The organism is uncultured Dysosmobacter sp. (genome assembly GCF_947631635.1).
Classification (GTDB): Bacteria; Bacillota; Clostridia; order Oscillospirales; family Oscillospiraceae; genus Oscillibacter.
Window position 1 is genome coordinate 1 of sequence record NZ_CANRMB010000036.1, and the last position, 25,941, is coordinate 25,941.

General features: G+C 63.5%; 30 protein-coding genes. All 30 read right to left on the minus strand.

The genetic code is table 11. From position 1 onward, the window contains the following. Nucleotides 1–111: 111 nt before the first annotated feature. Nucleotides 112–630 (minus strand): hypothetical protein, encoded by a 519-nt coding sequence (locus Q0Z71_RS14895; RefSeq protein ID WP_298024475.1) that lies wholly within the window; start codon nucleotides 628–630, stop codon nucleotides 112–114. A gap of 51 nt (nucleotides 631–681) precedes the next feature. Beyond that, nucleotides 682–2,247 (minus strand): glycoside hydrolase family 25 protein, encoded by a 1,566-nt coding sequence (locus Q0Z71_RS14900; RefSeq protein ID WP_298024477.1) that lies wholly within the window; start codon nucleotides 2,245–2,247, stop codon nucleotides 682–684. 12 nt (nucleotides 2,248–2,259) lie between these two features. Beyond that, nucleotides 2,260–3,030, minus strand: a complete 771-nt coding sequence (locus tag Q0Z71_RS14905; RefSeq protein ID WP_298024479.1) for a hypothetical protein — start codon at nucleotides 3,028–3,030, stop codon at nucleotides 2,260–2,262. A gap of 14 nt (nucleotides 3,031–3,044) precedes the next feature. Then, nucleotides 3,045–4,751 carry a DUF6273 domain-containing protein gene (locus Q0Z71_RS14910; RefSeq protein WP_298024481.1) on the minus strand — a complete coding sequence of 569 codons (1,707 nt, stop codon included), beginning with the start codon at nucleotides 4,749–4,751 and terminating at the stop codon, nucleotides 3,045–3,047. Then, nucleotides 4,714–5,793, minus strand: a complete 1,080-nt coding sequence (locus tag Q0Z71_RS14915) for a reverse transcriptase domain-containing protein (protein WP_298024483.1) — start codon at nucleotides 5,791–5,793, stop codon at nucleotides 4,714–4,716. The genes Q0Z71_RS14910 and Q0Z71_RS14915 overlap by 38 nt, the downstream gene beginning before the upstream one ends. A gap of 138 nt (nucleotides 5,794–5,931) precedes the next feature. Further along, entirely contained in the window at nucleotides 5,932–6,090 is a 159-nt protein-coding gene (locus Q0Z71_RS17170) for a DUF6273 domain-containing protein (RefSeq protein WP_363316734.1), read from the minus strand. Between the two features lie 17 nt (nucleotides 6,091–6,107). Next, entirely contained in the window at nucleotides 6,108–6,527 is a 420-nt protein-coding gene (locus tag Q0Z71_RS14920) for a four helix bundle protein (protein ID WP_298024485.1), read from the minus strand. A gap of 220 nt (nucleotides 6,528–6,747) precedes the next feature. Further along, nucleotides 6,748–7,428 carry a phage tail protein gene (locus tag Q0Z71_RS14925; RefSeq protein WP_298024487.1) on the minus strand — a complete coding sequence of 227 codons (681 nt, stop codon included), beginning with the start codon at nucleotides 7,426–7,428 and terminating at the stop codon, nucleotides 6,748–6,750. Nucleotides 7,429–7,431: 3 nt separating this feature from the next. Then, entirely contained in the window at nucleotides 7,432–8,085 is a 654-nt protein-coding gene (locus Q0Z71_RS14930; protein WP_298024489.1) for a hypothetical protein, read from the minus strand. Continuing rightward, nucleotides 8,082–9,263, minus strand: a complete 1,182-nt coding sequence (locus Q0Z71_RS14935; RefSeq protein WP_298024491.1) for a baseplate J/gp47 family protein — start codon at nucleotides 9,261–9,263, stop codon at nucleotides 8,082–8,084. Before Q0Z71_RS14935 ends, Q0Z71_RS14930 begins: the two co-directional genes overlap by 4 nt. Continuing rightward, the gene (locus Q0Z71_RS14940; protein ID WP_298024492.1) at nucleotides 9,260–9,616 is read right to left on the minus strand and encodes a hypothetical protein; all 357 of its coding nucleotides are present in this window, start codon (nucleotides 9,614–9,616) and stop codon (nucleotides 9,260–9,262) included. Before Q0Z71_RS14940 ends, Q0Z71_RS14935 begins: the two co-directional genes overlap by 4 nt. Before the next feature lie 10 nt (nucleotides 9,617–9,626). Then, nucleotides 9,627–10,235, minus strand: a complete 609-nt coding sequence (locus Q0Z71_RS14945) for a Gp138 family membrane-puncturing spike protein (RefSeq protein ID WP_298024493.1) — start codon at nucleotides 10,233–10,235, stop codon at nucleotides 9,627–9,629. Further along, nucleotides 10,232–11,080: a phage protein gene (locus Q0Z71_RS14950; protein ID WP_298024495.1), complete on the minus strand. Its 849-nt coding sequence runs from the start codon at nucleotides 11,078–11,080 to the stop codon at nucleotides 10,232–10,234. Before Q0Z71_RS14950 ends, Q0Z71_RS14945 begins: the two co-directional genes overlap by 4 nt. Then, nucleotides 11,080–11,445, minus strand: a complete 366-nt coding sequence (locus Q0Z71_RS14955; RefSeq protein ID WP_298024497.1) for a phage baseplate plug protein — start codon at nucleotides 11,443–11,445, stop codon at nucleotides 11,080–11,082. Before Q0Z71_RS14955 ends, Q0Z71_RS14950 begins: the two co-directional genes overlap by 1 nt. After that, nucleotides 11,442–12,035, minus strand: coding sequence for a phage baseplate protein (locus Q0Z71_RS14960; protein ID WP_298024499.1), 594 nt, complete (start codon nucleotides 12,033–12,035; stop codon nucleotides 11,442–11,444). Before Q0Z71_RS14960 ends, Q0Z71_RS14955 begins: the two co-directional genes overlap by 4 nt. A 12-nt stretch (nucleotides 12,036–12,047) precedes the next feature. Then, entirely contained in the window at nucleotides 12,048–14,483 is a 2,436-nt protein-coding gene (locus tag Q0Z71_RS14965; RefSeq protein ID WP_298024501.1) for a hypothetical protein, read from the minus strand. Next, nucleotides 14,483–14,629 (minus strand): hypothetical protein, encoded by a 147-nt coding sequence (locus tag Q0Z71_RS14970; RefSeq protein ID WP_298024503.1) that lies wholly within the window; start codon nucleotides 14,627–14,629, stop codon nucleotides 14,483–14,485. Before Q0Z71_RS14970 ends, Q0Z71_RS14965 begins: the two co-directional genes overlap by 1 nt. 13 nt (nucleotides 14,630–14,642) lie before the next feature. Next, nucleotides 14,643–14,951, minus strand: a complete 309-nt coding sequence (locus Q0Z71_RS14975; protein WP_298024505.1) for a hypothetical protein — start codon at nucleotides 14,949–14,951, stop codon at nucleotides 14,643–14,645. Between the two features lie 113 nt (nucleotides 14,952–15,064). Beyond that, the gene (locus tag Q0Z71_RS14980) at nucleotides 15,065–15,460 is read right to left on the minus strand and encodes a phage structural protein (protein WP_298024507.1); all 396 of its coding nucleotides are present in this window, start codon (nucleotides 15,458–15,460) and stop codon (nucleotides 15,065–15,067) included. 18 nt (nucleotides 15,461–15,478) lie between these two features. Next, nucleotides 15,479–16,558 carry a DUF3383 family protein gene (locus Q0Z71_RS14985; RefSeq protein ID WP_298024510.1) on the minus strand — a complete coding sequence of 360 codons (1,080 nt, stop codon included), beginning with the start codon at nucleotides 16,556–16,558 and terminating at the stop codon, nucleotides 15,479–15,481. A gap of 3 nt (nucleotides 16,559–16,561) precedes the next feature. Beyond that, the gene (locus Q0Z71_RS14990) at nucleotides 16,562–17,089 is read right to left on the minus strand and encodes an LIC_12616 family protein (protein WP_298024513.1); all 528 of its coding nucleotides are present in this window, start codon (nucleotides 17,087–17,089) and stop codon (nucleotides 16,562–16,564) included. Next, nucleotides 17,086–17,454, minus strand: coding sequence for a hypothetical protein (locus Q0Z71_RS14995; RefSeq protein WP_298024516.1), 369 nt, complete (start codon nucleotides 17,452–17,454; stop codon nucleotides 17,086–17,088). The genes Q0Z71_RS14990 and Q0Z71_RS14995 overlap by 4 nt, the downstream gene beginning before the upstream one ends. Next, nucleotides 17,451–18,080, minus strand: coding sequence for a hypothetical protein (locus Q0Z71_RS15000; RefSeq protein ID WP_298024519.1), 630 nt, complete (start codon nucleotides 18,078–18,080; stop codon nucleotides 17,451–17,453). The genes Q0Z71_RS14995 and Q0Z71_RS15000 overlap by 4 nt, the downstream gene beginning before the upstream one ends. After that, nucleotides 18,077–18,727 (minus strand): head-tail connector protein, encoded by a 651-nt coding sequence (locus tag Q0Z71_RS15005; RefSeq protein ID WP_298024522.1) that lies wholly within the window; start codon nucleotides 18,725–18,727, stop codon nucleotides 18,077–18,079. Before Q0Z71_RS15005 ends, Q0Z71_RS15000 begins: the two co-directional genes overlap by 4 nt. A gap of 16 nt (nucleotides 18,728–18,743) precedes the next feature. Further along, on the minus strand, nucleotides 18,744–19,118 hold the full coding sequence (locus Q0Z71_RS15010) for a hypothetical protein (RefSeq protein WP_298024525.1): 375 nt from the start codon (nucleotides 19,116–19,118) through the stop codon (nucleotides 18,744–18,746). A 14-nt stretch (nucleotides 19,119–19,132) separates the two neighbouring features. Continuing rightward, entirely contained in the window at nucleotides 19,133–19,510 is a 378-nt protein-coding gene (locus tag Q0Z71_RS15015; RefSeq protein ID WP_298024527.1) for a hypothetical protein, read from the minus strand. 33 nt (nucleotides 19,511–19,543) lie between these two features. Further along, the gene (locus Q0Z71_RS15020; protein ID WP_298024530.1) at nucleotides 19,544–21,373 is read right to left on the minus strand and encodes a phage major capsid protein; all 1,830 of its coding nucleotides are present in this window, start codon (nucleotides 21,371–21,373) and stop codon (nucleotides 19,544–19,546) included. Nucleotides 21,374–21,388: 15 nt separating this feature from the next. Next, on the minus strand, nucleotides 21,389–23,476 hold the full coding sequence (locus tag Q0Z71_RS15025; RefSeq protein ID WP_298024534.1) for a phage portal protein: 2,088 nt from the start codon (nucleotides 23,474–23,476) through the stop codon (nucleotides 21,389–21,391). After that, entirely contained in the window at nucleotides 23,427–24,218 is a 792-nt protein-coding gene (locus Q0Z71_RS15030; protein WP_298024538.1) for a site-specific DNA-methyltransferase, read from the minus strand. The genes Q0Z71_RS15025 and Q0Z71_RS15030 overlap by 50 nt, the downstream gene beginning before the upstream one ends. Continuing rightward, a complete protein-coding gene (gene terL, locus Q0Z71_RS15035) occupies nucleotides 24,199–25,671 on the minus strand; it encodes a phage terminase large subunit (RefSeq protein WP_298024540.1) in 1,473 nt (490 codons plus the stop codon). The genes Q0Z71_RS15030 and terL overlap by 20 nt, the downstream gene beginning before the upstream one ends. Between the last annotated feature and the right edge of the window lie 270 nt (nucleotides 25,672–25,941).

A 25,941-nucleotide genomic window follows, 5' to 3' on the forward strand; every position in this document is an offset into this window, starting at 1 on the left:
GTGTAGCGGCGCGCGCTCGCTGGCAAACTGCGCGCAGTACGCGTCAAAAAATCCGCATGAATAAAAAACGCGAAGAGCGGCCGTTATATTCACGGCCGCCCTTCCTGCTTTTTATTCGATGATAACGTCCTCCGCCAGCAGCGTGGCAGCGGTGTGCATGTTGTTGATCATGTCCTCCGCAGCGCCCTGGATCAGCGCGTTCACATCCAGCTTCGCCGCCTCCAGCAGCTGCACCGCAGGCGCTGTCAGCTTCTCCGACGTTTTCTGCAAAAGTTTCCGTTTCAGGTCCTCGATCTGCGCCGGTGTCAATTTGCCGTCCGGCGCTGCCTCTTTAAGTCCGACGACAACAGTCTGCTGCAATTCGCCCACCGTCAGCTGGGCGGCGTCAATCACCTGTTTGATGGCGGCCTGCAGGTTCGACAGGCTCTTGTTCTGGCCGATCTTCGCCAGCGCCCACGCCCCCACGACGCCGATCAGGGCGGTGGCAGCGGTGGCCGCGATGTCCAGGGCGACGATTGCCGCCTCGGTGGCGATGGGGTCGCCCCCGCCCTCGCTGGTGGCGGTAGCGCACCCCGCAAGGGCCAGCAGCATCAGCAGGGCCAGCAGCATGGGAAACAGTCTTTTTTTCATAGGTTTTCCTCCTTATTTTTCCGCCCTTTTTGGGGCGGTTTTTAACGCGTTTCAAGGGGTGTTTTCCTCGCCGTTTTCGGCGTCATTTTCGGGGGCATTTTCGGCCCCGATTTTGGCGGCCACGGCGTCGGTGTAGGTGACGGCCACCACGGCCGCCTTGAAGGTCTCGCGGCGCATGTTCAGGTCGGTGGGGTTCACCTCTGCGCTGGTGCCGCCGTTGACGGCCCCGGACTCCAGCATGGCCTTCGCAGCGGCCTGCCAGTAGCTGGGCACGTCCCGCAGGTCCGTGATCATGGGGTCCCTTTCGTCCAGGACTTCCTCGACAGTCTCGCGGATCATGGCCCGCAGCTTTTCTTCATCCATTTCGTCGTCCTCCTTGTCCTCTTGGTATGTGATGTATGGCAGCAGCCCCCACTTGGTCCAGTTCCTGCGGTTGTAGCCCTTTTTGGTGCAGTTGCAGGCGGTGATCTGCACGCGGTTCGCCCACTTCGGGCTGCACTCCACGGCCAGGCCGTCGCCGATATAGATGCCGATGTGGCCGGACATCCAGGTGACGGCACCGGGCACGATCTTGGTGAAGTCGGTGGACGTGTAGGGGCACACCTTGATCATGCTGTCGGCCCCGATGTCCGGCACGCCGTTCGCGGTGTACTGCGCGCCGCCGTAGACCTTGCTGGCGTCGCCGCACCAGCCCCACAAGATGCCCTTGATCAAGCACACACAGTCGAAGCCATAGACGGGCGAGTTTTTATTCGCGGCGGCCTTGATCATGGCGGTGCGGGCGGGGGCTTTGTTGTAGGAGTGGTTATTGCAGTAGCGGGTCACGTTGCTGCCTGTCAGCGGGGCACCGAAGCACCCCATGACGTACAGGGTGTCGTAGTTCTTGGCGATGTTCACCGCCTGGGCCACCAGTTCGCTGGCGGTCCTGATCTTCCCGTCCACCGGCGCGGGGGCAGCTGCCTGGGGCTTATCCTTCGCGGCGGCCTTGGTGCCGTTCAGCCCCGCCTGCCGGATGATCGCGGGATAGTCTTTATACGCCACATCCAGGTCCACGTTCCCGCTGATGCCGGGCACGCTGCCCACGTTGCTGCGCTGCCAGATGCCGAAGGTGTAGGCGTTGGACGGGGCCGCAGCCCACTGGGCCAGCCACAGGTCGTAGACTTTCAGGGCGTCCATGTCCAGCCTGTTGCGGCACCAGTCCAGATTGCAATACAGCATAGCGTACCAGCCCGCGCCCTCGATGGCCTCGCAGAACGCGGCCACCATGCTGGTCAGGGTAGCTTTCCCCAGGCTGCGCTGCGTCTGGTCCTCCAGGTCCAGCACCACCGGGTAAAGGACGCGCCCGGCGTAGGGGACCAGCTGATACAGCACCCACGCGGCCTCCTTCTTGATGGCGGTCACGCTGGTGGCGTAGCTGTAGAAGTAGACGCCCACGTCCACCCCCGCATCCAGGGCGCTGGTGATGTTCACGATGAAGGTCTTGTCCAGCGTGCAGGTGTCGCCGGTAGGGCTGCCGAAGCCCACGCGGATCATGGCGAAGTCGATGCCCCCGGCCTTCACCTTCGGCCAGTCGATAACGCCCTGCCATGTGGACACGTCAATGCCTTGCTTTTCCATGGGTTGCCCTCCTTATTGCACCAGCTTGTAATAATCATCAATCAGCGCGGGCGGCCGGTAGCTGTCCTGCTTGTAGAATTGCCGAAGCACTTCGTAGGTCTTGCCGTAGTCGGTAAAGCGGTCGCCCACGTTGAACAGGTGCTGGTCGGGCAGGTCTGCCCACCGCTTCGGGCTGCCGTCGTCGCCGCCGTCGCCGCCCCCGCCGTCGTCGTCCTCCACCAGCTTGTATTCAGACGGGACCAGGTGGGGGTAGTGTGGCTCGTACAGGGTGACGCCTTCGGGGTGTATGGGGGTGTAGACCTTGCCGTCGATGGGGTCGCGCCTCTTGGCCCCGAAGGGGACCAACTCGCCCCACATGAAGTCCAGCACGCCGCCGTCCTTCGGTTCTTCCCGGATAGGCCGGAACAGCGTGCGGCCCTCCAGGGTGCCGGGGACCAGGCGGGCCTCCTTGATGTGCTGCTGCAGGCAGATGTAGAAGTCGCCGTCGTCCGTTACCACTGTTTCGTTCTTGTAGATCGTGCCGGTGATTTGGGACCAAACGCGCACGCCGTCAGTGACAGCGATCGCGCGCAGTTCTGCGTCGGTGTAGTCACCGGCGCTCTTGCCTCCAGAACGCAGCAGGGCGGCCTTCGCGCGCTCCACATGGATGGAAGCAAGGCCAGGAAGCCCCCCAGCCTCCAGGGCCTCGTGGACGGCCAGAATGGCCGCCCACAGGTGTTCCTGTTCCGCTGCCCCTTCATGCGCCGCCAGGGCGCGGGCCTCGGTCAGTGTCTTGCTGTTCATGCTGTGCCCTCCTTTTACAGATAGGAACCGCTGACGCCATACAGCGCCACGGTGTCGAAGCCGTGGGTCTTGTTCAGCGTCACCCGCAGGCCCACGGCCCAGCTTTCGTCGGTCTTGGTGTCATTGGCAAACAGGTGCTTGCGGCCCGGCGTCACCTGCTCCCAGGCAGGCTCCACGTCGTTCGCATTGTTGCACGCCTCCACCGTCAGCCCTTCCTCCGCGCCCAGGTAGCGCACGGAAACAAGGATTTTTTCGGCCTTGGCGTCTGTGGGGATGGGGGCGCGCTGCACCTTCACCAAGGCGACGTTCCGGGTGAAGGTGATCTTCCTGGTGGCGCTGTTCCCGGCGCTGTCGGTAACGGTGATCTCCATGGTGTGCTGCCCGTTCGCCAGGCTGGCGAACTGGGCCAGGGTCAGGGCGAAGGTGTACTCCTGCTGCCGCACGGCCTGGTCGATGCGGCCCACCTCGCTGCCGTCCAGGCTCTTGATCACGGTCAGGGTGTCGCCCTGGTCGGTGTCGCCCACGGTGAAGGTGCGGGACGGCGGCGACGCCACCGGCCCCAGGTCGGTATCTTCGCCGGACACGGTGGGGTCGGCGTTATGGACCACCGTTCTTTTCTCGCTGGTCGTGTACTCGCTGTATGCGTCCTTGCTGTCCTTGGCCCGGACTCTCCACTGCACCTGGTCCATGGCGGTGGTCACGCCCTGGTCGGCAAACTGCACCGCGTCGCCGGTGTAGATCACGGCCCAGCCGTTCTTCACGTTGTCCCACCGCTCCAGGCTGTAGGTCACGGGGTCCCTTTCGGGGTCCACCGACGCGGCCCAGCTGACGTTCGCGGTCTTGCCGCTGCGCACTTCGCTGGGGATCGTGATGCCGGGGGGCGGGGTCGGGGCGCTGTTCCACTGGATTTCGTAGTACCCCTCGCTGTTCACGTTGTCAGATACCAAGGTATCAGATGACAAATTACAAAGCGGGCGGACGCCGTAGCGGCCGTAGTACGCGCTGTCGTCACTCTCGGCCCCCGAAGCATAGCAGTCGCGCACGTAGCTCGCATACCCGGCATTCGGCGAGCGCAAAAACCAGTTCCAGTAGTCCGAAGTCTTGGGGTTGCTGGTGTAGTTGCTGTTGGTGATGGCCTGCGGGGTGCAGGTGCATTGGCGGCTGCTGTTGTTGCTGTTGAACAGGGGCAGCAGAGTGCCCTCGGTGATGCTGCCCTCCGCGCCCAGGCCCACCTCCGCCTTGCTTGCCAGGAAGAAGCTGTCGGTGGTGGTCTCGCTGTTGCCGCCGTCCACGCTGGGGATCGCCGTGGTCACGGTCGTTTTCAGGATCGCGGCCAGGAACTGGGGGGAGAAGCCGGTCAGGAAGCCCGCCTCGGTATTATAGGCATTGTAGCCGCTCCAGACGTAGCTGTTGGCCGGGGCGCGGTCGTAGCCGTGCTGCGCGACGAACCAGTTCGTCCCGGACTTGTTCAGCCACTGGCGCAGGTTCGACAGGCTCCAGCGGTTGTTCCCGTAGTTTTGCCGGTCGCTGTTGCCGCCGTTTTCCGTGGCGTCGAAGCATTTCAGGGCGATGATCTTCTCGGTGATCAGCGTGGTGCTGTTCTGCGGGTAGCCCTGGTGGTTCTTATCGGCCACCAGGAAGTACACCGGCGCGCCGTAGTATTTGGACAGCGGGTCGCATACTTTAGCCCCCACCGCCAGGGCGCTGATTTTTTTGGGCATTGTCGGTACTCCTTTCAAAAATGGATCTGACGATGTTGTCATACTTCGCCACCAGCTGCCTGCAATTCCCGTGCATGGCATGGGTGCGCCAGCTGATGTAGCTGTCGGTGATCTCTTTGCGGGTTATCTTGCCCTCCGCATAAAGGGCGGCATATTTCCGCAGCTTCCGCTTCATGCGGTCCCTGCTGGATTTGCGCACCCGCCTGATCACCTTGCCGTGGTCGTCGATGTAAGTATGGAACCCCAAAAAGTCCAGGCCGTTGCGCAGCGGAAAAATCTGCGTCTTTTGGTTCAGTTCCAGGCCCCGCTCTGCCAGGTGCTGGCGGATCACCACCAGGGCCTCCTGCAGCCGTTCCTTGCTGTTGCAGATAATATAAAAATCATCCATATAGCGCCCGTACCATTTGAAGCCCAGCTGCTCCTTGATGATGTGGTCCATCTGGTTCAGGTACAGCAGCGCGAACAGTTGGGAGGACTGGTTGCCGATGGGGATGCCCAGCGGGTCCGGCGAACTGTCTATAATCATATAGGCCAGCGCCAGACAGTCGGGGTCGTGCAGCTGCGCGGCCACGTCCCGCTTCAGGATGTCCGGCCGGATGGACTGGAAATAGTGGCGGATGTCCGCCTTCAGCACCCACCCGTCAGCGGAAAAGCCGTTCTTGCGGTAGTAGTCGCGCAGGAAATGGCGCAGCCGGTCCAGGCCGAAGTGTGTGCCCTTCCCGATCTGGCTGCCATAGTTGTCAAGGATGAAGGGCCGGGTCAGGGCTTTATAAAGCACCTGGTCACAAAAGACATGCTGCACGATCTTGTCCTTGAAGCTGTTGGTCTGGATCAGCCGTTTTTTCGGCTCATACACATAAAATTCCCGGTAGCCGCCGGGCCGGTAGGTCTTGGTTTGAAGTTCCCGCTGCAGCAGGGCTATGGCCTCCAGTGTGGACGCCTCCACCTTCGCCACCGCGTTCTTCCATCGCTTGCCACGGCGGGCCAGCCGGTACGCCTCGTACAGATTGGCCCAGTCGCACAGTTTTTCATAGTCGGTCATGGCCTCGCTGATGCCGCAGGCAGCCCCGCACCCTCGCAAAAGGCGCGGTGCAGGGCGTCGGCATTATGTGTTAGTCCTCCTTTCGTTGGACGGGATGGGCTTTCCTTTGATAGATGGGCCTCTGCTTTCGCCTTTCGGTTACTCGGTCGCGGTGTTCCATCGAAGCGGGCGGACGCCGTAGTTGCCGTTGTACGCGTTGTTGTTACTCTCGGCCCCCGAAGTATTGCAGTTGCGCACGTTGTTCGCATTCCCGGCATTCGGCGAGCGCAAAAACCAGTTCCAGTTTACAAAGCCCACCCCACGGAAGCGCGGTTTTATCTGAACCGCGCGGCGTCCTTCTTCCTCCAGGCGGCCGCCATATATTTGACATCAAGCACCCGCTTCGTCCAGTATTCCGCGACGCGCTGGTCTATCAGCTGCTGCTCCAGGGCTATGTCCATGAAGTTCAGCAGCACCTTGCAGCCGGTCAGCGCCTGCGTCTGTAACGCATTCCGCTGGCGCTGCGCGGCCCTCTTTAGCGCCGGGTCTGGCTCTTGGTCGGGGTTGATCTCGTTCGCCGTGATAATGTCCCGAAGGATGCCCAGGGCCAGGTCGTCCATGCGGTTGGATATGTTGAAGCGCACCCGCTTCGGGAACTTCGCGGTTCTGTGCAGGGTTTCATTTACCAGGTCCTTGGCCTTCGATATGATGGTCAATTCCTGGTCCGGCTTGTGCCGGTTGTCCGGCCTGTTCACAATAGGCACCTCCTTCCCCTTATCTTGGCGACATATTCAGCGGTCGGCCCTTCGATTTCATAGACGCCGCCGCCCAGGACGCGCACTTCAACGTGCTGGCCGTCCGGCCCGTTGCCGCAGATGCGAAGCGGGCCGCCCTCGCAAGGGCAGGGTGTAACGGTTTCCGCTATAAGTGAAGCGATCAGGCAGCTGGCCTCGTCGTCGCCGCAGGCCACCCTGATCATGCGCGGATATACTGGCCCGCTGGCTCCCACACACCGTCCAGGACGGTGACGTTGGACAGCGCCGCGAAGTCCAGCGCGAAGGTGATGCCGCCCGGCATGTCGCCGCTGACCAGGTCGTTCAGCAGGTCGATGTCGTTCTGGAACTGCGTCAGCATTTCCTGCAGGCCCTGGATGTCGGCGATCACATGGGAATGCGTCACCAGCGCGTACTTCTCCAGTTCCTTGCGGCGCACCAGACTTTCCGGGCTGATGGTGGCCTCCACATTGGCGACATTGGACACGATCAGGCTGATCTCCAGGGTCAGCAGCTTGCCCACGACATCGCCCGCCGCCCGCATCTGCACCGGGTCCTCTTGCATGGGGACATAGCAATAGACGATTTCCCCCTCGTCGGGGTCCTCCGCCAGAATTGCCACCTCCTTGGCGATGAAGGCCACGGCGACATCTTCGGACAGCACCTGCAGGGCCACCTTGACTTCGCCCGCTGCGGGGTTGCTGATGTCCACGATGGTGGCGTCCATCACATAGTGGGACAGCGCATCCATGGACGCGGGCGGTGTGCCGGGCGGCAGGTCGCCGTCGCCGATCTGCGCGCCGCTGATGTGTAGGGTGCCCTCGGTCGCCAGGATTTTGCCCAGCAGGGCGCGGCCCTTTTCCGTGATAACGGAACCTTCCACGATTTAGTCCTCCTTTGTTTTGATGTTGATGGTGATATTTTCAAACAGTACCCCAGCGAAGAACACGCCGCCGCTGGCGGTGAAGCTGTTTGTGTAGGGCTGGACGGTGACGGTGATGTCCTCCAGGCGGCCCGCGCCTGCGTACAGGGTCCCCGTCACCTTTTTGGGCGTGCGGAAGTAGACCTCGCGGCCCACGCCCGCCGCCATGATGCGCTTTACTATCGGGGCGGTGTTCCCGGCATAGGCCACATATTCCGGGTCGATGTCCGCCTCGTCCATGATCACCCGGCACTTGGCCGGGAACAGTTCGACAACTTCCACCTTGGCCGGGTCGATATTAAACAGCACGCTGGCGGCCGTGATCACGGTGTCAACGTCGCCGCCAGACAGCAGCGCCGTGATCTTCACCTTGATCATCAGCCGGTAAAAGCGGTCGGTGGCTCCATCGCGGGCCACGCCGAAGTTCCGCCCCATGCGGTCCAGCGTGTAGCCCTTGGCGTTGTCAACGTCCCGCCAGACGGCAATCACCTGCAGGGTGTCCTCAATGCCCCACAGGGACTCCGCAAAGATGCGGAACAGCCGCCCGATCATGCTGTTGGGGTCCTTCGTGTAGCCCCCTGTCAGCCTCTCCAGCATCTTCAACAGCAGGTTGATCACTTGGACACCTCCACCTTGTCGGCGCTGGTGACGGCCTTCTGGCGGGCGCTGATGGGGATGTTTTCGCGCTTCCAGCTGCTGCCGTCCGTGCTGATCTCCAGGCTGTAGTCCACCACGCCCGGCGTCTCATTCAGCGGGCACATCAGGCGGTTATAATAGACGGTTTCGCCGATTGCCAGCCCGGCCGCCGCCATGTCCTCCGCGTCGCTGCCGATGTGGGCCACGATGGCGGCCTTGATGGTATCGTCGCCCATGTAGCCGTCGCCTGTCACCAGCTTAGTGATGCGCACATAGATGGGCACCGAAGTGGGCCGGGAGAAGTGGATCGTCCGCTGCCTTCCGCTGGCGTCTGTCACCTGGGCGCTGCGCCCGCCGTGGGTCTGGATGCCCGCAGCCTTCCGGGCGTGTATGGCTGCGGCCACGTCGCTGTCGGTGCCGCCGTAGACGATGGCCTCCACGCTATGCGGCGGCAGGCCGTCACCGTCCTCGGTGTCGGTTTCGTTCTCCCACACCACGGCGGTGACGACGCCGGGGGTCTCCAGCAGCTGCGCCCTGATGGCGTCGGTATTGCTGCCGCCCGGCTTGTCCACGCTTTTGATGTACCGCTCCCGGAACTCTTGGTCCGTCTCGCGGTTTCTGCCGCCCACCGTCGCCTCCAGGTTGGTGACGGCGATGGTGGCGGCCAGTGGGGTGATCACCGTGTCGATGGCCCCGGCCTCCACGTTCCCGTCCGGCCCGGCCTCGTATGCCTGGATCGGCACGGTCACGGTGCCGCCTTCCCCGATGATCACGTCCTCCAGGGTGACGAACCGCTGATTGTTCCGGGCCTGCGTGATGAAGCCCGCATAAATGGCAGCGCCGGGGTCGCCGGTGATCTGTAGGGTGCCGGTGGCCTTTTGCGCTGCCAGCAGCCGGATGCCGATAAAAGCGCCCAGGCGGGCCAGGCTGATGCCCGCCGCCGTGTCGATGAAGCCGCTGTTGTAGACATCCTCCGCCAGCTGCCAGGCCAGCCCGGCGAACCAGGCGAAGATGCGCAGGAAGATGCCCAGCGGGCTGCGCACGGACAGGTTCACGGTGCTGCCGAACAGTTCCTTGGCCTTTACCTCGAAGGCGTCCAGCAGGTCGATGTAGGACGGCCGCAGGAAGCCGTTCTCGGTCAGGCCCCAGTTTTCGTTCATGCTCTCACCTCCAGACTGATAGTGGTCCCGTCTTTCAGCCGCCCCGTGAAGTCCACGGCGATTTCACGCCCCTGCCTGGTCACGTTCAGGCTGTCAATGTGCTGCACGCCGGTTTCCTGGAAGATAGCGGTGCGCAGGACGGTTTCAGGGTCCCCGGTGCCGTCCCCGATGATCTGCGGGTAGTCGGTGCCGTGGTCGGTGTCCAGGAACCACTCGCCCTTGAATGTTTCAAGGGTCAGGCGGACACACTGGGCGACGGTCTCTGCGCCGCTGATCATCTCCATGGTGCCCTCGCTGTCCAGCACCAGGTCATGGGTGGCCGGGTCAATTCTCAATGTGCGATTGTCGTCCATGCTGCCTCCTTTAGTTTGGCGGCCCGGTCATGCCGCCGCTGTCGCCGGGGTGGTTATGTGTCGCCAGGCTCTTGCCGCCCGCCACCACGTCCTCGGTGACATCTGCCCGGCCGGTCTGCGTGATGTTGCCGGTGATCTTGATGTCGCCCACGATTTCGATGCCGGTTTTTTTGATGGCGACATAAACGCCGCCAGCTGCCAGGACCAGGGCCTCGTCGGGCAGCCCCTTCGGGGCCGTCCCGGCAGGGCACACCCCGCCGATGAACAGGCCGTCCTCCGGCGCGTGGTTTCGCTCGGTGTTCGGCTCTGCCTCCTTGCCGCTCTGCATCACGGCGTCGGCGTCGAAGTCGGACACGATCACCCAGCCGATGTCGCCCCGCTTGTACCAGGGGCGGACCACATACTCACCGGCGCACAGGCAGGCCACGCGCAGCCCCATCAGCGGGGCCGCGCTGGCGTACTGGCCGTCGATGCGCTCCTTGATCAGCGGCTGCACGTCCACCGTCATGCTGTCAGGATAGAAGGCCAGCACCTGCACCGGCATGGAAACGCGGACAGCTGCCCGGTCCTTTTCGCTTTGTGCTGCGCGCAGGTCTGATTGCTTGCTTCCAAAACTCACGCCGGTTTCACCTCCACAGTCGTTTGCCAGTTCCCGCTGCGGCTGCCCTCGTGGGTGCCCGCCGTCACCAGGAAGCTGCCGTTGGTCTGGCTGTCCTGGATCGTGATAACGTCGGCCACGCCGATGTGATAGTTCAGCAGGCAGGATCGTGTGGCGTTGCCCTCGTCCTCTGCCTGCTGGCTGCGGGTCTTATCTGTTGCGGTGGTCTTTGTGGTGATGCTCTGCGCCTCCGATTTGGAGGACGCTTTCAGCAGGCCGGTCTGCGGCGTCAGCAGGTAGCCGGTGGTGACTCCTTCCTGCGGCGGGTTTATGATGATCTGGCCGCAGCGGATCACCAGCCTGGACTTGCAGTCGCTGCAGGCGATCTCGGTCAGCACGTCTTTCAGCTTGCCCCGGCAGACGCGGCAGCCCGGATAGTGTTTATTGACCGCCAGCTTCACCATCGCCACCTCCACGCCGAAGATGTTCAGCAGGTCGTCGATGATGTCGGCCGCGTACATCCCGGCCTTGTAGGTCTTGTTCACATAGGTGCCCAGCCATTCCTCCAGGCTGTCCGCTGCTGTTATCTTGGTGATCACGTCCAGGTTGTTGAAGTCGTGGGAGAAGTCAGCGACGGCCCCCACAAAGATGCAGCCCATGTCGTCCTGGTAGCCCGCCGTGATGATCACGGGGTCGCCCTTTTTCAGCGACGCGCGGGTGGACGGGGCCAGGTTGTAGACCTCCAGCTGGGCCGTGGATACTTTGGGCCGGTCCTCAAATTGCACCTTGAAGGTGAAGTTCAGGCCGTCCAGGGTGTAGCGGTTGCCGCCCAGGGTCAGGGTGGCCTGCCGCAGCCACATGCGCATCAGCTGCCACCCCCCACCCGGTCGAACAGGTACAGGCGCACCTGCTGGCCGAAGTTGTCCCATGTGATGGCGTCGATGTCGTCGCCGGTCAGGCATACGGGGCAAATCACCGGCAGGGGGTATCGCTCGTCGTTGAACGCCTCAAACAGCGGCTTGCCGTAGCGAAGCACTTCGCCGAACACAAGCGGGGAATAGCTGCCGCCGCTGCTGGTTTCCAGGTCCACGGTGAAGAAGTCCCCTTCTTCGTTGTAGCGGAAGGTCAGGCGGTAGGTGCGGTCCGTCAGCTTTACAAGTAACGCGCACGGCACACGGTCGCTGTCAACGTCGATATACTCCACCTGTCGGCCGTTCTCGATCAGCTTCACTGCGCCACCGCCTTCCTGTTATATCCGGCGTAGCTGGGGTTCGTCCTGCCGGTCGCCACGGACTGGTTCACGCTGGAAGGGGAGAAGCTGGCGACGTAGGACGCGTAGTCGCTGGTCGTCGTCACCAGCCCGTTCTGCGTGGTGGGCTTCGCGGACTTGCTGGCCGCCTTGCTCTTAGGGGCGGCGGCGTCCTGCTGGCTCATTTTCGGGGCCTTCACATCGACAAAGGCCGCCGACGTTATGGTGATCTGCTGGAAGCCCACCGTGAAGGTGTAGCCCTCCAGGTTGTCGGGCTTCCGGGTCCTGCGCAGGCTGGTGATCAGCAGATTGTCGAAGGCTTCGGTGCCTCGGTAGGTCAGCAGGTCCCGGTTCCGCCACATGGCCTCCAGGGTAGCGTAGGCGGTGGCGTCCGCCACCACCCCGCTGATGTTGAACTTTATCGCATCCAGGACGGCGTGGTCGGTGATCTTCCCGCCGCCCTCGATGGGGTTGCTGGTCACTTGGCTGGACATGGTGGGGCTTTCCTCGCTCACCGTGCCGGTGCGCTCAAAAACCACCGTGCCGCTGTCGCCCATCAGTATGTAGGACATGGGGCCACCTCCTTATGCCAGGGACGCCTGCAGCGCCTCGATGCCGCTGTCCTCGTCCTGCATGGCCTGGAAGGCTTCGCGGCACATCTGCATGAACCACGCCCTGGTCTGTTCCTTTTCCTCGTCGCTGGCGTTGCCGCTCATGCTGATGGTGATGGTGGGGGCGAAGGTCAGGGACTTGCTGTGCCGGGACGCGTTGATGATGTTGTCGGTCTGGTCGGCGGGGATGATCTTGCTGCCGCTGGGCAGTATCGCCATTTCTCCGCCTTCCTCGTTTATGCGGGTCAGGCCGCCCTCGAAGTTGTCGGTGCCTCGCGCGTGGCCGGGGATGGACGTAGTGGTCACGCCGGTGGTGCCGATGGCAATAGTGCCCACATTGTTGGCGGCCTCTTTCAGCCGTTGCAGCTGCGCGATGGTGGCGGTCACGGCGTTGGTGGCGGCGTTGCCCATGCGCTGCCAGGCGCTCTCCGCCTGCTCCGCCATGGCCCCGTAGGTGTCGGTGGCCGTGGTGCCGATTTCCGCCAGGCCGCTGCTGGCTGTTTCTTTCGCAGCGCCCCAGCTTTCCTCCGCCATGATGGGCGTGGTGTCCATGGCGGTCTGTATGGTGCTGGTGTAGGCGCTGGTGTCGGGGATCTGAACTTCGGGCATTTCGATGGTGCCCAGGTCAGGGATGGACGACGCCACGTTGCTGGTGCTTTCGGCCAGGTCGTCCATGCCGGTGGCTGCGTCTTTCGCGCCGCCGAACATGCTGCCGAAGAAGTCCACCACGGCCCCGATCCCGTTCGCCACCCAGCCGATGATCTTCCCGATCACGTCGGCCACGACGGTCAGTATCTGGCCGATCACCTGCAAGATGGGGGCGATGGCCTGGAGAATAGGGGCCACCAGGCCCAGCAGCTGCGCGATGGGCGGAAGTATCGCCTGGGCTATAGTTGCGATAATTGGCATAAACGGCACTAAAATGTCGTTGCACACCACGTTCAGGATTTGGGTCAGTGGCGGCAGCAGCGTGGACGCCAGCATGGAAATGATGGAAATTAGCGGCGGCAGCAGCGTGGACGCCAGCTGGCCGATCACGGGGATCAGCGGCTGGATCACCTGAAAGACGACGGACAGGGCGTCGCAGAAAATAGGCAGCAGCTGGCTGCCCAGCTGTATCAGGATGGGGACGGCCTGCGACAGTCCGTCAGCCAGCAGGTCCACCAGCTGCATCAGCATGGGTTCGATGGTGGGCCAGGCTTCGATGATGGTGTTGAACAGGTTGGTCAGCACCGGCGTGAACTGCGCGCCAGCGGTCGCCAGGAAGTCGGCCCATATGCCCTTCACGCCCTTTAGGCTGTTGGTGTAGGAACCGGCCGTCCGGGTGACATCGCCCTGGGCGTCCGAAGTCTGCGCCAGGATCGCGTTGAAGCGGACTTGCACCTTCGTGGCCTCGTCCAGTTCCTGGAATGTGCCCTGGATGCCCATGTTCATCATGGACTGCTGCAGGGCCGTGTCGTTCAGCACGATGCCCATGCTTTTCAGCCCTTCGGCCTCGCCCATCAGGCCGGACCGCAGCTTGGCGAAGGCGTCCTCGTCGGCCAGGTTGTTGAAGCTGGCAAGGTCATAGGACAGGCTGGTCATCATTTCAGACATCTGCGCGGCGTCCTCCGCGCCCATGCCTATGCCGGTGAAGATCGCGCCACTGTCGGCCAGGAACCCCTTCACCTCGTTTTTGCTTCGGTGGGCAGCTGCGGCGAAGTTTTCGGCCCAGGCCGCCGTGTCGTCTGCGGCGTCTTTGAAAACGGTGTCAAATTTCGATGCCGTTTCCTCCGCCGACGCTGCGGCCTCGATGGCAGCGCCGCAGAACTCCTTGATGGTGTCGGCTGCCTTCTTCACCACCGCCACGGCGGTGGCAGCTATAGCCAGCTTTTTCAGCGTGCCGATCAGGCCCTCGCCCGCGCTGGTGCCGGTCTTGCCCATGTTGTCCAGCTGCCCCCCGGTCCTGTCGGCCTGGTCGCCCAGTTCTTCGGCCTCGCGCTGGGCGTCGTTCAGGGCGTTGCCCAGCGTGGCCTTTATGGTCTGGATGGGATGGCGGAAGGCGTTGCCGATGTCCGACGCCACGCTCTTGGTGGCCGCTCCCATGCCCTTGATCTTGTCCTGGACATTGGAAACGGCAGCGCCTATGCCGGTGCGCAGCGTCTTGGTCAGGCTGTCGCCGTTCTTGATGCTCTCCAGCATGGCGCTGCGCACGCTGGTGCCCATCTTCTCACTTGCGCCGCTCACGCCGTTGAAGGCGCTGGAAGCCCTGGTGCCGATGCCGGTCAGGCTGGTGCCGATCTGCTCCAGCTGCTCCGCCGTGCGCTCCGCTTCTTCCTGGGCCTGGCGCTGTCTTTCGTTCAGTTCATCCAGGGGTGCCGTGTCCGTCCCGAACTGTACCCCGAAGGACAGGCTGCGGCTGTCTGCCATTAGAACCCCCCCTTTTTGTTGTTCTTGTCTCTTAGTGCTTCAAGGTGCTGCACGAACATGGTCTTGGCGGTGACGCACTCGGTGTACTCCGCGAAGTCCATGTTTTTCAAATCCTCATAGGTCAGGCCGTCGCCGTCGAAAAGCATGAACCAGAACTGTTTATTTCGTTCCGCCCTTGCTCTCGCCGCTTCCGGATTTCTTTCCCGGTCGAAGAAACCGCTCGATCTCCCGGATCAGCAGTTCCGGGGTCTCGATGTCCTCCGCTTCCTCGAAGGCTTTCAGCCCCTTGGCCGCCACAGCGGGCGGGCTGATCACCACGTTCTTGAACATGATGTCCATATACCGGGCGGTGTCGCGGGTGCCCCCGGTCATGCCGCACTTGTCGTTGGTCTCGAAGTACCACTGGGGGGTCACGCTCTGCAATTCATAATCAACGCCCAGCACGTTCACGGTCTCACGTCTTGCCATTTTGGCTCTAAACCACCTTTCTGGAATGTTGGGAGGGCATGTTACCATGCCCTCCCGGTTGTATTTTGGAAGTGTGCCCCGCTGATACGGGGGGATGCGCTGACGGCGGCCCATCAGCTGGCGAAGTCCATCACCGGCACATGGATGCGCACCTCGATGGACGCCGCATTGGTGCCGCCCTCGAAGCCGGGGGTTTTCAGGATGCGGCAGTCCTGGCTGGAAACGATGAAGCCGCCGTCGCTGTTCGCGTTGCGCAGCGTGACGGCCACCGCCTTGCGCTGCTGTGCCAGGCGGCGAAGCCGCACCAGGGACGCGCTGGTGGAGAACAGATTGAAGGTAATGGTGCCCGATCTGTCCGCATTGTGGGTGTAGACGGTGTCGCCCTGGATGCCGGTCTGCGGCGTGATGTCGTCGTTGTTGCGGTCAGCCTTGACGCTGCTGCCGTCCGCGTAGCCGGTGACGGCGGCATTGTCCACCAGCAGGGTGATCTTTTCGGGGTCGAATGTCATGTCGTTCTATCTCCTTTCTTAGCTGGACGCGCCGGTCAGGGCCACGGTCAGGACGCCGTTCACGCGGACGCCATGGACGCCGCCGCGCACGGTGGCCTCCCATGTGATGGGGGGCATGATGCGGTTCCTGGCCTGTTCCTCGGTGGCGTCGGCGCGGGTGGGGATGTTGACGGTATAGACGCCCTTCTTGTCCTGCTGCAAGATGATGCCGTTGGCGGTGGCCTCGTCCAGCGCGGCGATCACTTCCTGGGCCACCTGCGTGAAGCCCTCGTCGTCGTACCCGATATGCTCGGTGTCAACGAACAGGTTCACCAGCTTGGTGCGCATGGTCCGCTTGATCTGCCAGCGCCCGATCACCGTGTCGATGAAGTCGCCGTCCACGCAGATGCCCTCGCTGGTGTACTCGCGGCCGTGGTTCTTGATATACAGGTTGTACCGGCCCTCCAGCATATCCTGCAGGTCCACGCCGTCCTCGTCGGTCACGGGGATGCCGTACAGTTCCTTCCACTTCCAGGTCACGGCCGTGGGGTAGTGGGGGGCCACCCGCCCGATCCAGGCGGCAGGCAGGCAGCTGTTCTCCGCGTCGTGGTTATAGCAGACGACGGTCTGGCGGCACTTCTTCACGTCCTCGGTGATGGCCTCCTTGTCGGTGGTCTGCACAAAGAGCAACTTTTCGGACTCCACCTGCCCGGCCTCCAGCTGGGCCTGGGTCAGCACGGTGGCGTCCGCCCACTTCGCCAGGGCGGCGATCATGGCCGCGTCGGCCTTGGTGGGGTACAGGAAGTACCAGTCGTCGTGGGTCTCGCGCAGGGTGTCCAGGGCGGTGGTGACGGCCTGCGCCTCGCTCTCCGCCTCCAGCCCCAGCACGGCCACCTTCTTGGTGCGGCCGGGGCAGTTCTCCACCTTGATCTGGTCGAACAGGGCCGCAGCGGCCAGGGCGGTGGGGGACTTGGCGCTGGAGAAGTCCTGCTGCACGTCCTCGATCTTGTTGTATTCCTTGTAAGGGGCCGCGCCCTCAAAGGACAGGATCAGGGGCACCAGCGTTTCGCGTTCCGCCGCTGCGGTGTCAAGGGCGATATAAACGATAATGTCCTGCAAGATTTATTCCTCCTTCATGTAGATGGTGGGCAGTTCCATCGTGGGGACTGTCCGGGTGTCCTGGCGCTCATAGCGAAGCAATACGTCGAAGCCGTAGCGCCGGTCGGTTTCGTCGATGTTGAAGGCGCTGCGGGCCTGCGTGTTCTCCACGCTCACCACCACGACGCCCTGGTCGGCCAGCAGCTGCCTGCCGGTAAACAGGAAAAAGCCCTGGGCGCGGTCGGCCAGGTCCAGGGCCTCATCGTCCCCGCTGATTGCCTCGCCGTCCGGGCCGGTGCGGTTGAAGCTGCAAGCCGTGAAGCTGTAGGTGGTCTCCGCGTGTTCGCTGCGGGTCTTGGTGATGCTCTGCCCTTCGGCGTCCAGCTGCCCGGTCACGTTCGCCGGGCCGGGGATGCGCTGCTGCACGCTTTGATAGTAAATATACGGGCACTCCGCTTCCGGCATGGTCTGGTCCGACAGCACCACCTTCGGGCCGCCCAGGAACTCATACAGGGCATTGACCACGATGTTGCGCACCTGGCGTTGGGTCACTGGGCCGCCACCCCCTTGCGTTCCACCACGAACCGCCTGATGGGGCTGATGCTGCCGTGGTTCAGGTCGCCGGTGACTTTGTAGGTCTGGCCGTCGTCCGGGTCGTAGACCTCGCCGCCGATGCGCAGCGCGTGGCCGTTTGTGTAGACCTTGCGGCTGTCCTGCGTGAATGTGCCCTGGGGGGCCGTTTTCCAGTCCGCCTCCGACACTGGCAGTACGCAGCCTTTGAACTTCACGCGCTCCACCGCGCCCCCGGTCCACTGGCCGCCGTTCTTCGGGTCGTAGTCGGCCGGGGCCGCCCGCAGTTCTTCCATGTCGTGCAGAATGCCGCGCGGCAGCATGGGCTGCCCGAACTTCCTGTTCATAGTCCTGTCACCTCGTAGGTTATACTGTCCCGCAGCCGCCCGGTCTGCACCAGCGGGGCGGTCTTGCCCGGCGCGCTTGCCAGGGTCAGGCTGCTTTTTGCTGGCTGCACGGTGCGCATGTACCGTTTGACCATGGCGACAGCTGCGGTGCCGATATTGTGGCACGCCTGCTCCGCCGTCAGCTCACCCACGATCACGCGGCGGACGGCGTTCTCGCACGCCTTCGCCAGCAGGTCCTTCCCGCCGTCGTAGCTGGCGCGGATGAAGGACCGCTCCGGGATGGTCACGGACGGCAGCAGTAAAAAAAGGAACTCCAGCCGGTCGCCGTTCTTCCCCTTCTTGCGGACGATGAAGCGGTTCTCCCCGTTGTCCAGGAAGAAGGCCCCCTCGATGTCGCGGGGGCTTTTCCCCTTCATGTCAGGCCGCAGGGGGATCGCCAGGTTCTTGGCGTTTTTCGGGTGGATGGTCGCGCCGAACTCATGCACAGCGGCGATTGTCAGCAGTTCGCTGTCTGCGGTGCCCAGGATGCCCACATGGATTTCGGCGCGGCCCAGCTTCTCCAGTTCGGCCTTGGTGCGGTTGTACCACGGGGTCCAGTCGTCCCGTATCGGTGTAACGTGTTTCACAGCCACACCCGCCTGTACTGGTCGATGATGTCCTGCCAGCTGGCCGGGGTGGTGTCGTTCCACTCCCACCGCACGTCGCTGATGGAGAAGGCTTTCAAGCCAGCCCCGCCGCCCGTTTGCAGCTTCCCGAAGGCATACTCCACCATTTCCTGGACCAGCCCCTCCAGGTCGGCGGGCAGGGTCGCCGGGTTTTCCTCGGTGGCCTCCCACGGCAGGACATACCCGGCCGTGTACCGCACCTCGATGTTCCGGCTGCCGGTGATGGCGTCCCCGGCCAGGCCGTAGGGGTACCCGTAGTAGGTCCAGCCGTCGTCCTTGTAAATCACGCCAGCGCGGCCCTGCTCGGTTATATCGTACAGGCCGGGGTCGATGATCTCCCCGGCCTGCTTGATGTACTCCACTTCAATGATGGGGTAATTCTCCACCAAAAGATACTGGTTCCCGGTCCCCTTTAGCTGTTGGGTGTAGGTGGACCGACGCAGCTTCCTGCCCAGGGCGCGCTCAATGGACGCGGACGCCTGATTGATCAGCCGCACCAGGATGTCGTCGCTGCTGGTGTCGTCGGGGTCAAGGCCCAGCATCTGCTTCAACGCCTCCAGCGTGGTCAGGGCATTGGTGCGCAGGGTCGCTTTGGTGTTTCCGCCCATTCTCTTGCCCTCCCGTTCAGGCTTCCAGGGTGGCCCCGGCGAAGGTCAAAACAAAGATAATCTTCCCGTCCACGATAAACGTGAACCGCGCCCCGGTGTCCGGCACCCGCAATATCCAGTTGCGGTCGGTGGCCGTCTTTTCCGTGCCGTCCGCCCTGCGAACAGTCACAGGCTTGCCGGTGTAGGCTGCGTCCAGCGTGATGGCGAAGAAGTGGCCCTCCTGCTCGGTGGCGTTGGTCGGGTTAAATTCTTCCCAGCCCTCAATGTGCTTTAGCTTGGCGGTTACGTTTCCAGTTATGCCGGTCCACTCAATGGTGGCAGGGCCGTCGATCAGGTCGTCCAGCTGCTTGCCCTCGACACACAGGGGCTGTTTTCCGGCCGTGACACGCACAGCGTCACGGCCAGTTATTCCCCCAGGTTCGCCCCCTCCACCGGGGCCTTGGCCGGGTCGCCCAGGACCAGCGCGCAGGGGGCCTCCGCCGCCCCCGCGCCGCTGGTGGTCAGCTTCACGAACTGCTTGCAGCCCAGCAGGTCGATGTTGAACACGACAACGTCCTCGGACTGGGCCTCGTCCACCTTGCCGGTGCAGCCGACGAACAGGCGGGGGTCGTCCACGGCGGTGTAGCTGCCGCCCTGGGTGTCACAGTGGGTCACGGCCACGCTGACCTCGCCCTGTGCGGCCGCCTTGACGGCCAGCACAGCGGACAGGAAGCCGCTGCGGTCGATGGCGTCGCCGCTGGTATAGGGCAGCACCTTGCTGCCGTTGAAAAGTGCGCGTTTCATATCTTGTTTACCTCGCTTTCTTTTCCCTGGCCGTTAGGACACGGTCAGGCCGGTGCCGATGGCGAAGGACTCCTCGTGGCGGACGCCGAAGTCGTGCAGGTCGATGATCCGCAGGATGGTGCAGTCCTCGTCCACGGCGCTGACGGTGTTCCCTTCCTCGTCGATCACGGTGCCCTCGCGGAACATCTCGCTCTCCATGCTGCCCTGGCGGCCGATCATGTACTCGCTCCAGTTGCCCAGGATCACGCTGGTGGTCCCGGCGCTCACGGGCAGCTGGTTGCTGATGGCGAAGTCGTGGCCGTTCAGCTTCCCGCTGTCCATCTGGCTGCGGTACAGGTACAGGCCGCTGGCTTCCTGGATCACGTTGTAGAACTTCTCCCAGGCGAAGCCGTTGATGGCCCAGCCCAGCTTGGTGGTGTCGGCGTTGTTCTGGATCAGCTTCGCCAGCATCTTGCCGGTGGTGGTCTCGTCGGGCGCGCCGCCGATGTCCACGGTGGGGATGCCCTTCATGTTCAGCAGGCCCAGCGGCTCGTACTCGGTGCCCTTGCCCGCGATGGCCGCGCGGTCCATAGCCAGGGCCATGGCCGTGGTGGCGTCGTTCAGGATCAGCTGGTCCGCGCCGTAGGCATTGGAGCGGATCAGGTCGTTGCTGATCAGCACCTTGCACATCAGCTTCTTGCTGGACAGGCGCAGGTTCCCGAACTTGGCGGAGGACGCCTTGGCCTTCCGGCGCTCGCCCACATAGGACGCGCTGACGCCGCTGGTCATTTTGGGGATGTTGATGTTGCCCCTGTCCATGGGCAGGGTGGTGGCCCCCAGGCGCAGCACGATGGCCTTGTCGCGCAGCAGCGGGATGATCTCGCTGGCGTACACCTCCGGCACCAGGTAGCCGCCGTCCGTGGGGCTGGTGGCGCTCATGGCCTTGATCTGGCGCTCCAGGAAGGTGTCGCCGTACTCCTTCTGCGCGATCCGGGCGGCGATGTCGTAGTCCTTGTTTGCCCGCATCATGCACTTCTGGAAGCGCACCCACCCGATGCCAGCGGGCAGGCCGGACTTTTCCTCCTTCTGCTGCGCGCCGGTGTTCATGTAGATGCTGGCATACTTGCGCTGCACGGCAGCAGCGGGCCGGGTGGCGGCCTTGGCCTCCTTGCCCTTGCCCTCGTCGGCGGTCTTGGTGCCTTCCTCGCAGCCTTCGGCCTTGCCTTCCTCGGTGGGGGGGTCCTCCTTCGCCTCGTCGTCGGGCGGGGCGATGGCTTTCAGGGCCTTGGCGGCCCCGGCTTCGGCGGCCTGCTCCAACAGCGCCTGCAGCTGTTCCTCGGTCAGCCCGGCAGACGGGGTGGTGGGGGCCTCCTTGGTCTCGGTCTTGGCCTCGGTCTTGGTCTCGGTGTCTTTCATAGGTTGTTTTCCTCCTTTGTAGCTTTCAATCCTCGCCTCGGTATTGGCGGGGTAATTGACGATAGAAACTTCCAACAGGTCCACTTTCCGCAGGTGGCGCACCCCCTGCTCGTCGATGGTGTAGTCCCGGGCGATGTAGCCGATGGACATGCGGTCCAGGACGTGGTCCTTGATCAGCTGCCGGTAGTCCCGGCCCGCTGCGGTGTCGCTGATCTGTCCCTTGATGAACAGGCCCTGCGCGTCCTCGCGCAGTTCCAGGGACCTGCCCAGGGGGATCTTCTTGTCCTCGTGCTGGCCGAAGATCAGGACGCCGTCCGCAGCTGCGCCGGTGCTGATGGTGTCCGCAAACGCCCCCGGCTCCACCACGTCATTGTCCAGGTCTACAATGCCGAACACGGAAGCGTGCCCGGTGAAAATGCCCTGGTCGGTCATTCCCTCCGCTTTGAATTGAAGCCGTTTCCCGTTCAACGTGTGATCACCTCCCTAAAAGTCGCCCGGCAGCATGTCGCACCGGCACCTGATGATCTCACCAGGCGCGCCGGACGGGTCGCCGGGGTACATCAGGCCGTTGGGGAAGGGCTGCTCCATGGGCACCGTGACGCCGTTCTGCGCCCGGTGGCTGTCCCGTACATCCTCGTCGCCCGCCGTGATCCAGGTCTTTGTGCGGACGCCTGCGAACTGCATCTGCGCAAAACTTCCGGCCTGCATACTGGTGTGGGCCTCGCTGGTGGCGATGGACGCCGCCCGCTCCGCCTGGATGTCTGGCATGTGCTGCTGGATGCGCTTGATCAGCTGCGCGGTGCTTTCGCCCGCCTCGATGCCGTCAGCCAGGGCGGCCGCCAGCTTGTCGCGGGTGGTCTCATTGATGCCCTGCACCCGGCGCAGGCCCTGCTGCCGCAGGTAGTCGGTCAGACGCGGGGCGCGCACGCTCCGCAGCCCCAGGGTCTGCTCGATGGACTTCGCCCCGGCGTTGAAGGCTTCCTCCCACACCGGGTTCAGGACGGCGGCCAGGGCCTCGTCCTGTTTGGCCCAGTCCACCAGCTGGCCCAGGGCGTCCTTCGCCGCCAGCCGGATGGCCGCGATGTCGAAGGTCAGCCCCTGGCCCGCGCTGATGCGCTGCCAGAAGTCCTCGCTGTCGTCCTTGTGCCCCGCCTTCATGGCCTCCACGATCTGCGCGGTCTGCGCTGTGAAGAACCGAGACATGCTCACCCTGGCGGCCCGTTCCTGCGATGCCAGCAGCCGCGCCCGTTCCTGGTGGGCCAGCTGCTGGCGGCGTCTGGCGGACGCCTTGAAGCCCGGCAGCGTCACCGGCGTGGCCTCGGTGCCCAGCTGCGTGCCCTGCTGCGTTTGGTCAACAGTTTGGCGCGCGATCTCTGACAACTCGCCGGGCCGCGTCGGCATGGAAGCGAAGGGGACGAACAGCACCTGCCCGGCACCGTCAGGCAGCGGGTCGAAGCCGTTCTGCTCTCGCCACTCGTCCAGCAGCAGCGCGCTGCCGGTCAGTCCGGCGTTGGACATCTGCAGCCGGAACTCGGTATCTTCCGGCACAATGTCGTCATACTCCCACAGCAGGTCCTCGCCCCAGGCGGCCAGCAGCTGCGTGTTTATGGCGTCCTGCCTCGCCAGCAGGCGGGGGGTGAGGACGTTTTCGGCGTAGATGATCTTCGCCTGGGTGGCCGTGGCCCGGTTGCTGTTCTCCACGATGCCCAGGATTTCCGGGGGCACCCCGAAGTGGGCGTTCACGCCGTCCCGCAGGTCCTTGCGGCTCTCTGTAAAGTCCATTTCCCGCTGGGTGTCCACCAGCTTGTGGATGTTCACCTCGCGGGGAATGATGCCCATTTTGTGGGCGTTGCCGATGCCCCGGAACTTGTCATTCCAGGCCGCCTGGAACCGGCTGTACTCGTCCTGCGTGATGCCGGGGGCCGACATCAGCACGGGCGGGGTGGCGTCGTTATAAAAGAACTTCTTCGCCCACTTCGCCATGTACTCGTCGGTCTCGATCTCGTCGGCCACGGCCTCCGCATCGCCCAGGCCGCGCCCGTAGGGGTCCAGGGGGTTCAGCTGCCGCACCATGAAGATGTCCTCGATGGGGACGGTGATTTGCAGGCCGTCGCGGTTGCGGATGGTGTAGAAGGGGAAGTCCAGCCGGGGTATCTCCGCCACCCAGTGTGGCGGGATGGGCCACAGTTCTGCCGGATAGCCCGCCGCGTCGCGCTCGATGATGGCCGGGCCTTCGCCCTTTATCATCAAGTAGGTTTCGTGGACTTTCCACAGCGCGCTGCGCGTCATAAATGGCAAAGGATTAGGCCGGGCCATGAAGTCCAGGAAGGGGTGGTCGGTGATTTCGTCCCGGTCGCCGTTGGGCAGCAGCCGGTACAGCTTCCCGGACACGTTGGACAGGTCGGTGGCGATCTTCGTCACCGGGGACAGCCTGGGGCTGTGCGCGTATGTCGCCAGGAACTCTTGCGTGTTTCGGTCGGGTGGAGCGGACATCCTGGACGTGAAGAACCGCTGCATCCCGTCAGGCCGCCCGCTGATGGCAGCCTTCAAGGCTTCTAATCTCCAGCCCATGAATTACCCCCCCCCCCGCGATTTTTGCCAGGCGTTCCTGGGCCGTCTTGGCGTGGTACTCGTCGCGCTCGATGCCCAGGCCGGTGAAGCCCTCCAGGTATGCGGCGCAGATTGTGGTACCGCTTCCTGCGAAGGGGTCGATGATCCGGCCCCCGTTCTCGCAGATGTGGACCAGCTGCCGCATCACCTCCAGCGGCTTCTCGGTCTGGTGCGTCCTGGTCTGCGCCGAAGGCGGCAGGCCAGACAGCAGCCCCGGCATGTACGGGGCGTCCCGTTTAACGCTCAACGGGCCGTTAGACGCCCACAAAATAAACTCGCACTGCTGCTTCGGCCGGTTCGGCTGCGGCCTGCAGTTCTTCTTGTCCCACGGGATCACGCCCCGCATGATCCAGCCGCCCCACTGTATGGCGTCATACAGGGCGGCCAGCTGCCGCCAGTCTATGAAGATGGCGGCCACGCCTCCAGGCTTCACCACGTTGCGGCACAGCGTCAGCCAGTGGGCCGTCCAGCTGGTCCAGGCCCGCTGGTCCATGTTGTCCCCCTGGAAGGCGTGTTTGAGATACTCGGCGCGGGCGCTGCTCTGGCTGTACTTCTCGGCCACGGTCTGCATACGGTCGCCCCGATATTGCCCGCCGCTGCTGTAGGGCGGGTCGGTGATCAGGGCGTCGAAGCTGCCCGGCTCCAGCTGCTCCAGCACGTCGATGCAGTCGGCCTGGATGATTTCACACCCACCAAATGTCAAGAGTACCCCTCCCTTCTCTTTCCTGGATAGTTTCGGCGATCCCCGTCGTGGCGTCCGGGGCGTCGTCGTGCTTGTTCTTGCCGGTCTTTTGGTAGCTGATCATGGCCGCATAGTAGCGCGGCCAGCGCGTGGCCCAGTCCGCAGGGAACAGCAGGTGCTGCATCACGAACGTGGCCCCGGTCATTATCCTGGCGTGCTTGTTCGCGGACTGGTGGAACCACTCCACGTTCACGCTGCGCGTCTGATGGTTTTCCCACAGCAGCCGCTCCACGTTCCTGGCGAAGCCCCGGCCGCCGTTGTTGCTCTCGATCCGGGCCGTGCCGACGTGGAAGGTGAACAGCTGCTCCGCCGTCTGCGGCTCTGTCCGCTCCATGGCCTCGTCGGTCATTAGCACGTCCAGGATGTAGCCCTCCCCCTGGTGGATGCCCGCCACCAGGCTGACCAGGTCGTCGCTGCCGGTGTCGGCCGTGTCGGTGTAGCTGATCACTTCCGTGAAGTCCAGCTTCCCGGCCGCATCGCGGGGCAGGGCGTCGTAGGTCCTGAACTCGCTGTATAGCTTGCCTTTGATGTCCACCGGCTCTTGCTGGTAGTTCGCGTCCGCGATCTCCGCGCTGGTCAGCCTGCGCTTCTTGATGTAGGACTTGAAGGACAGCAGGTCCGCGCACAGCATCGCGCCGGTGGTCTCGTCGGTGCAGGCGCGGCGGCAGAACACGAACCAGTCGCCGCCGTCCTCGCTTGCCAGCAGCCGCCCGCACAGGTCCTTGGTGGACCAGCGGGTCATTACGATGATTTGCATACCGCCTTCCTCAATACGGGACAGGAAGGTGTCGGTGTACCATGCCCACTGTTCATCCAGGACGCGGTCGTTGAAGGCTTCCTGGTCGTTCTTGATGGGGTCGTCGATGATGCCCATGGAACAGCCGATGCCGGTGATGGTGCCGCCGAAGCCGGTCGCCAGGTAGTTGAAGAATTGCCCCTCCAGGCTCCACAGCTGGGCCGCAGCGTCGCCGCGCTTCACGCAGGTGGTGGGGAACACGTCGTGGAAAATGGGGACCTTGCTGTCCAGCTTGTCGGCGTCGATGCCGTCCCGGACGTTCCGGGCGAAGCGCCCGGCCAGAATGTCGTTATATGACACGGATATGACGCGGGTGTCGTTACGCTTGCCCATGCACCACTGCACGAACAGGGTCAGCGTGTAGGACTTGCCGTGGCGCGGGGGCAGGTTGATCATCAGGTTTTTGTAAGGCTCCCCCGTGGCCTTGTTCATCAGGCGGCCCTCGAAGATGGCCTGCAGCGTTTCGCACAGGTCCCGCTGGTAGGGGCGGTCGTCCCTGTAGAACTTCGGGTTCATCATCTTGCAGTATTCGTAAAAGCTGCGCTGCGCGGCCACGATCCTGGCGTCTATAACCCCTTCCGGGTTGATCAGTTCCATGATGTCCTGCAGTTCTTTCATGGCTTCGCCTCCTTCCGGCCCCGTGTGGGCCTCTCTGACGCGTTATAACGGCGTTAAACGCTGGGGGTGGTATAACCGGGCCACCCCGCGCTCCGGCCTTCCTGGGCGCGTCTGCGGCCCTTTTTCTCGCATCTATCGTCATGCCCCTACACGGGGACCGTGTAGGGGCATGACAACGAAAGGAGGTGCCGGGCCTGCGGAGTTGTCCCCGCAGATGGGCCTGCCCGGATATATGGGTAGGCTTCGCCACCACCGATTGCGGGGCGGCGT

What these genes read in the sequence shown, in the direction of transcription:
- Q0Z71_RS14895 (WP_298024475.1), bottom strand. Translation starts at nt 630, where the DNA reads ATGAAAAAAAGACTGTTTCCCATGCTGCTGGCCCTGCTGATGCTGCTG.
- Q0Z71_RS14900 (WP_298024477.1), bottom strand. Translation starts at nt 2,247, where the DNA reads ATGGAAAAGCAAGGCATTGACGTGTCCACATGGCAGGGCGTTATCGAC.
- Q0Z71_RS14905 (WP_298024479.1), bottom strand. Translation starts at nt 3,030, where the DNA reads ATGAACAGCAAGACACTGACCGAGGCCCGCGCCCTGGCGGCGCATGAA.
- Q0Z71_RS14910 (WP_298024481.1), bottom strand. Translation starts at nt 4,751, where the DNA reads ATGCCCAAAAAAATCAGCGCCCTGGCGGTGGGGGCTAAAGTATGCGAC.
- Q0Z71_RS14915 (WP_298024483.1), bottom strand. Translation starts at nt 5,793, where the DNA reads ATGACCGACTATGAAAAACTGTGCGACTGGGCCAATCTGTACGAGGCG.
- Q0Z71_RS14935 (WP_298024491.1), bottom strand. Translation starts at nt 9,263, where the DNA reads ATGAACGAAAACTGGGGCCTGACCGAGAACGGCTTCCTGCGGCCGTCC.
- Q0Z71_RS14940 (WP_298024492.1), bottom strand. Translation starts at nt 9,616, where the DNA reads ATGGACGACAATCGCACATTGAGAATTGACCCGGCCACCCATGACCTG.
- Q0Z71_RS14950 (WP_298024495.1), bottom strand. Translation starts at nt 11,080, where the DNA reads ATGCGCATGTGGCTGCGGCAGGCCACCCTGACCCTGGGCGGCAACCGC.
- Q0Z71_RS14960 (WP_298024499.1), bottom strand. Translation starts at nt 12,035, where the DNA reads ATGTCCTACATACTGATGGGCGACAGCGGCACGGTGGTTTTTGAGCGC.
- Q0Z71_RS14965 (WP_298024501.1), bottom strand. Translation starts at nt 14,483, where the DNA reads ATGGCAGACAGCCGCAGCCTGTCCTTCGGGGTACAGTTCGGGACGGAC.
- Q0Z71_RS14970 (WP_298024503.1), bottom strand. Translation starts at nt 14,629, where the DNA reads ATGCTTTTCGACGGCGACGGCCTGACCTATGAGGATTTGAAAAACATG.
- Q0Z71_RS14975 (WP_298024505.1), bottom strand. Translation starts at nt 14,951, where the DNA reads ATGGCAAGACGTGAGACCGTGAACGTGCTGGGCGTTGATTATGAATTG.
- Q0Z71_RS14980 (WP_298024507.1), bottom strand. Translation starts at nt 15,460, where the DNA reads ATGACATTCGACCCCGAAAAGATCACCCTGCTGGTGGACAATGCCGCC.
- Q0Z71_RS14995 (WP_298024516.1), bottom strand. Translation starts at nt 17,454, where the DNA reads ATGAACAGGAAGTTCGGGCAGCCCATGCTGCCGCGCGGCATTCTGCAC.
- Q0Z71_RS15005 (WP_298024522.1), bottom strand. Translation starts at nt 18,727, where the DNA reads ATGGGCGGAAACACCAAAGCGACCCTGCGCACCAATGCCCTGACCACG.
- Q0Z71_RS15015 (WP_298024527.1), bottom strand. Translation starts at nt 19,510, where the DNA reads ATGAAACGCGCACTTTTCAACGGCAGCAAGGTGCTGCCCTATACCAGC.
- Q0Z71_RS15025 (WP_298024534.1), bottom strand. Translation starts at nt 23,476, where the DNA reads ATGGGCTGGAGATTAGAAGCCTTGAAGGCTGCCATCAGCGGGCGGCCT.
- terL (WP_298024540.1), bottom strand. Translation starts at nt 25,671, where the DNA reads ATGAAAGAACTGCAGGACATCATGGAACTGATCAACCCGGAAGGGGTT.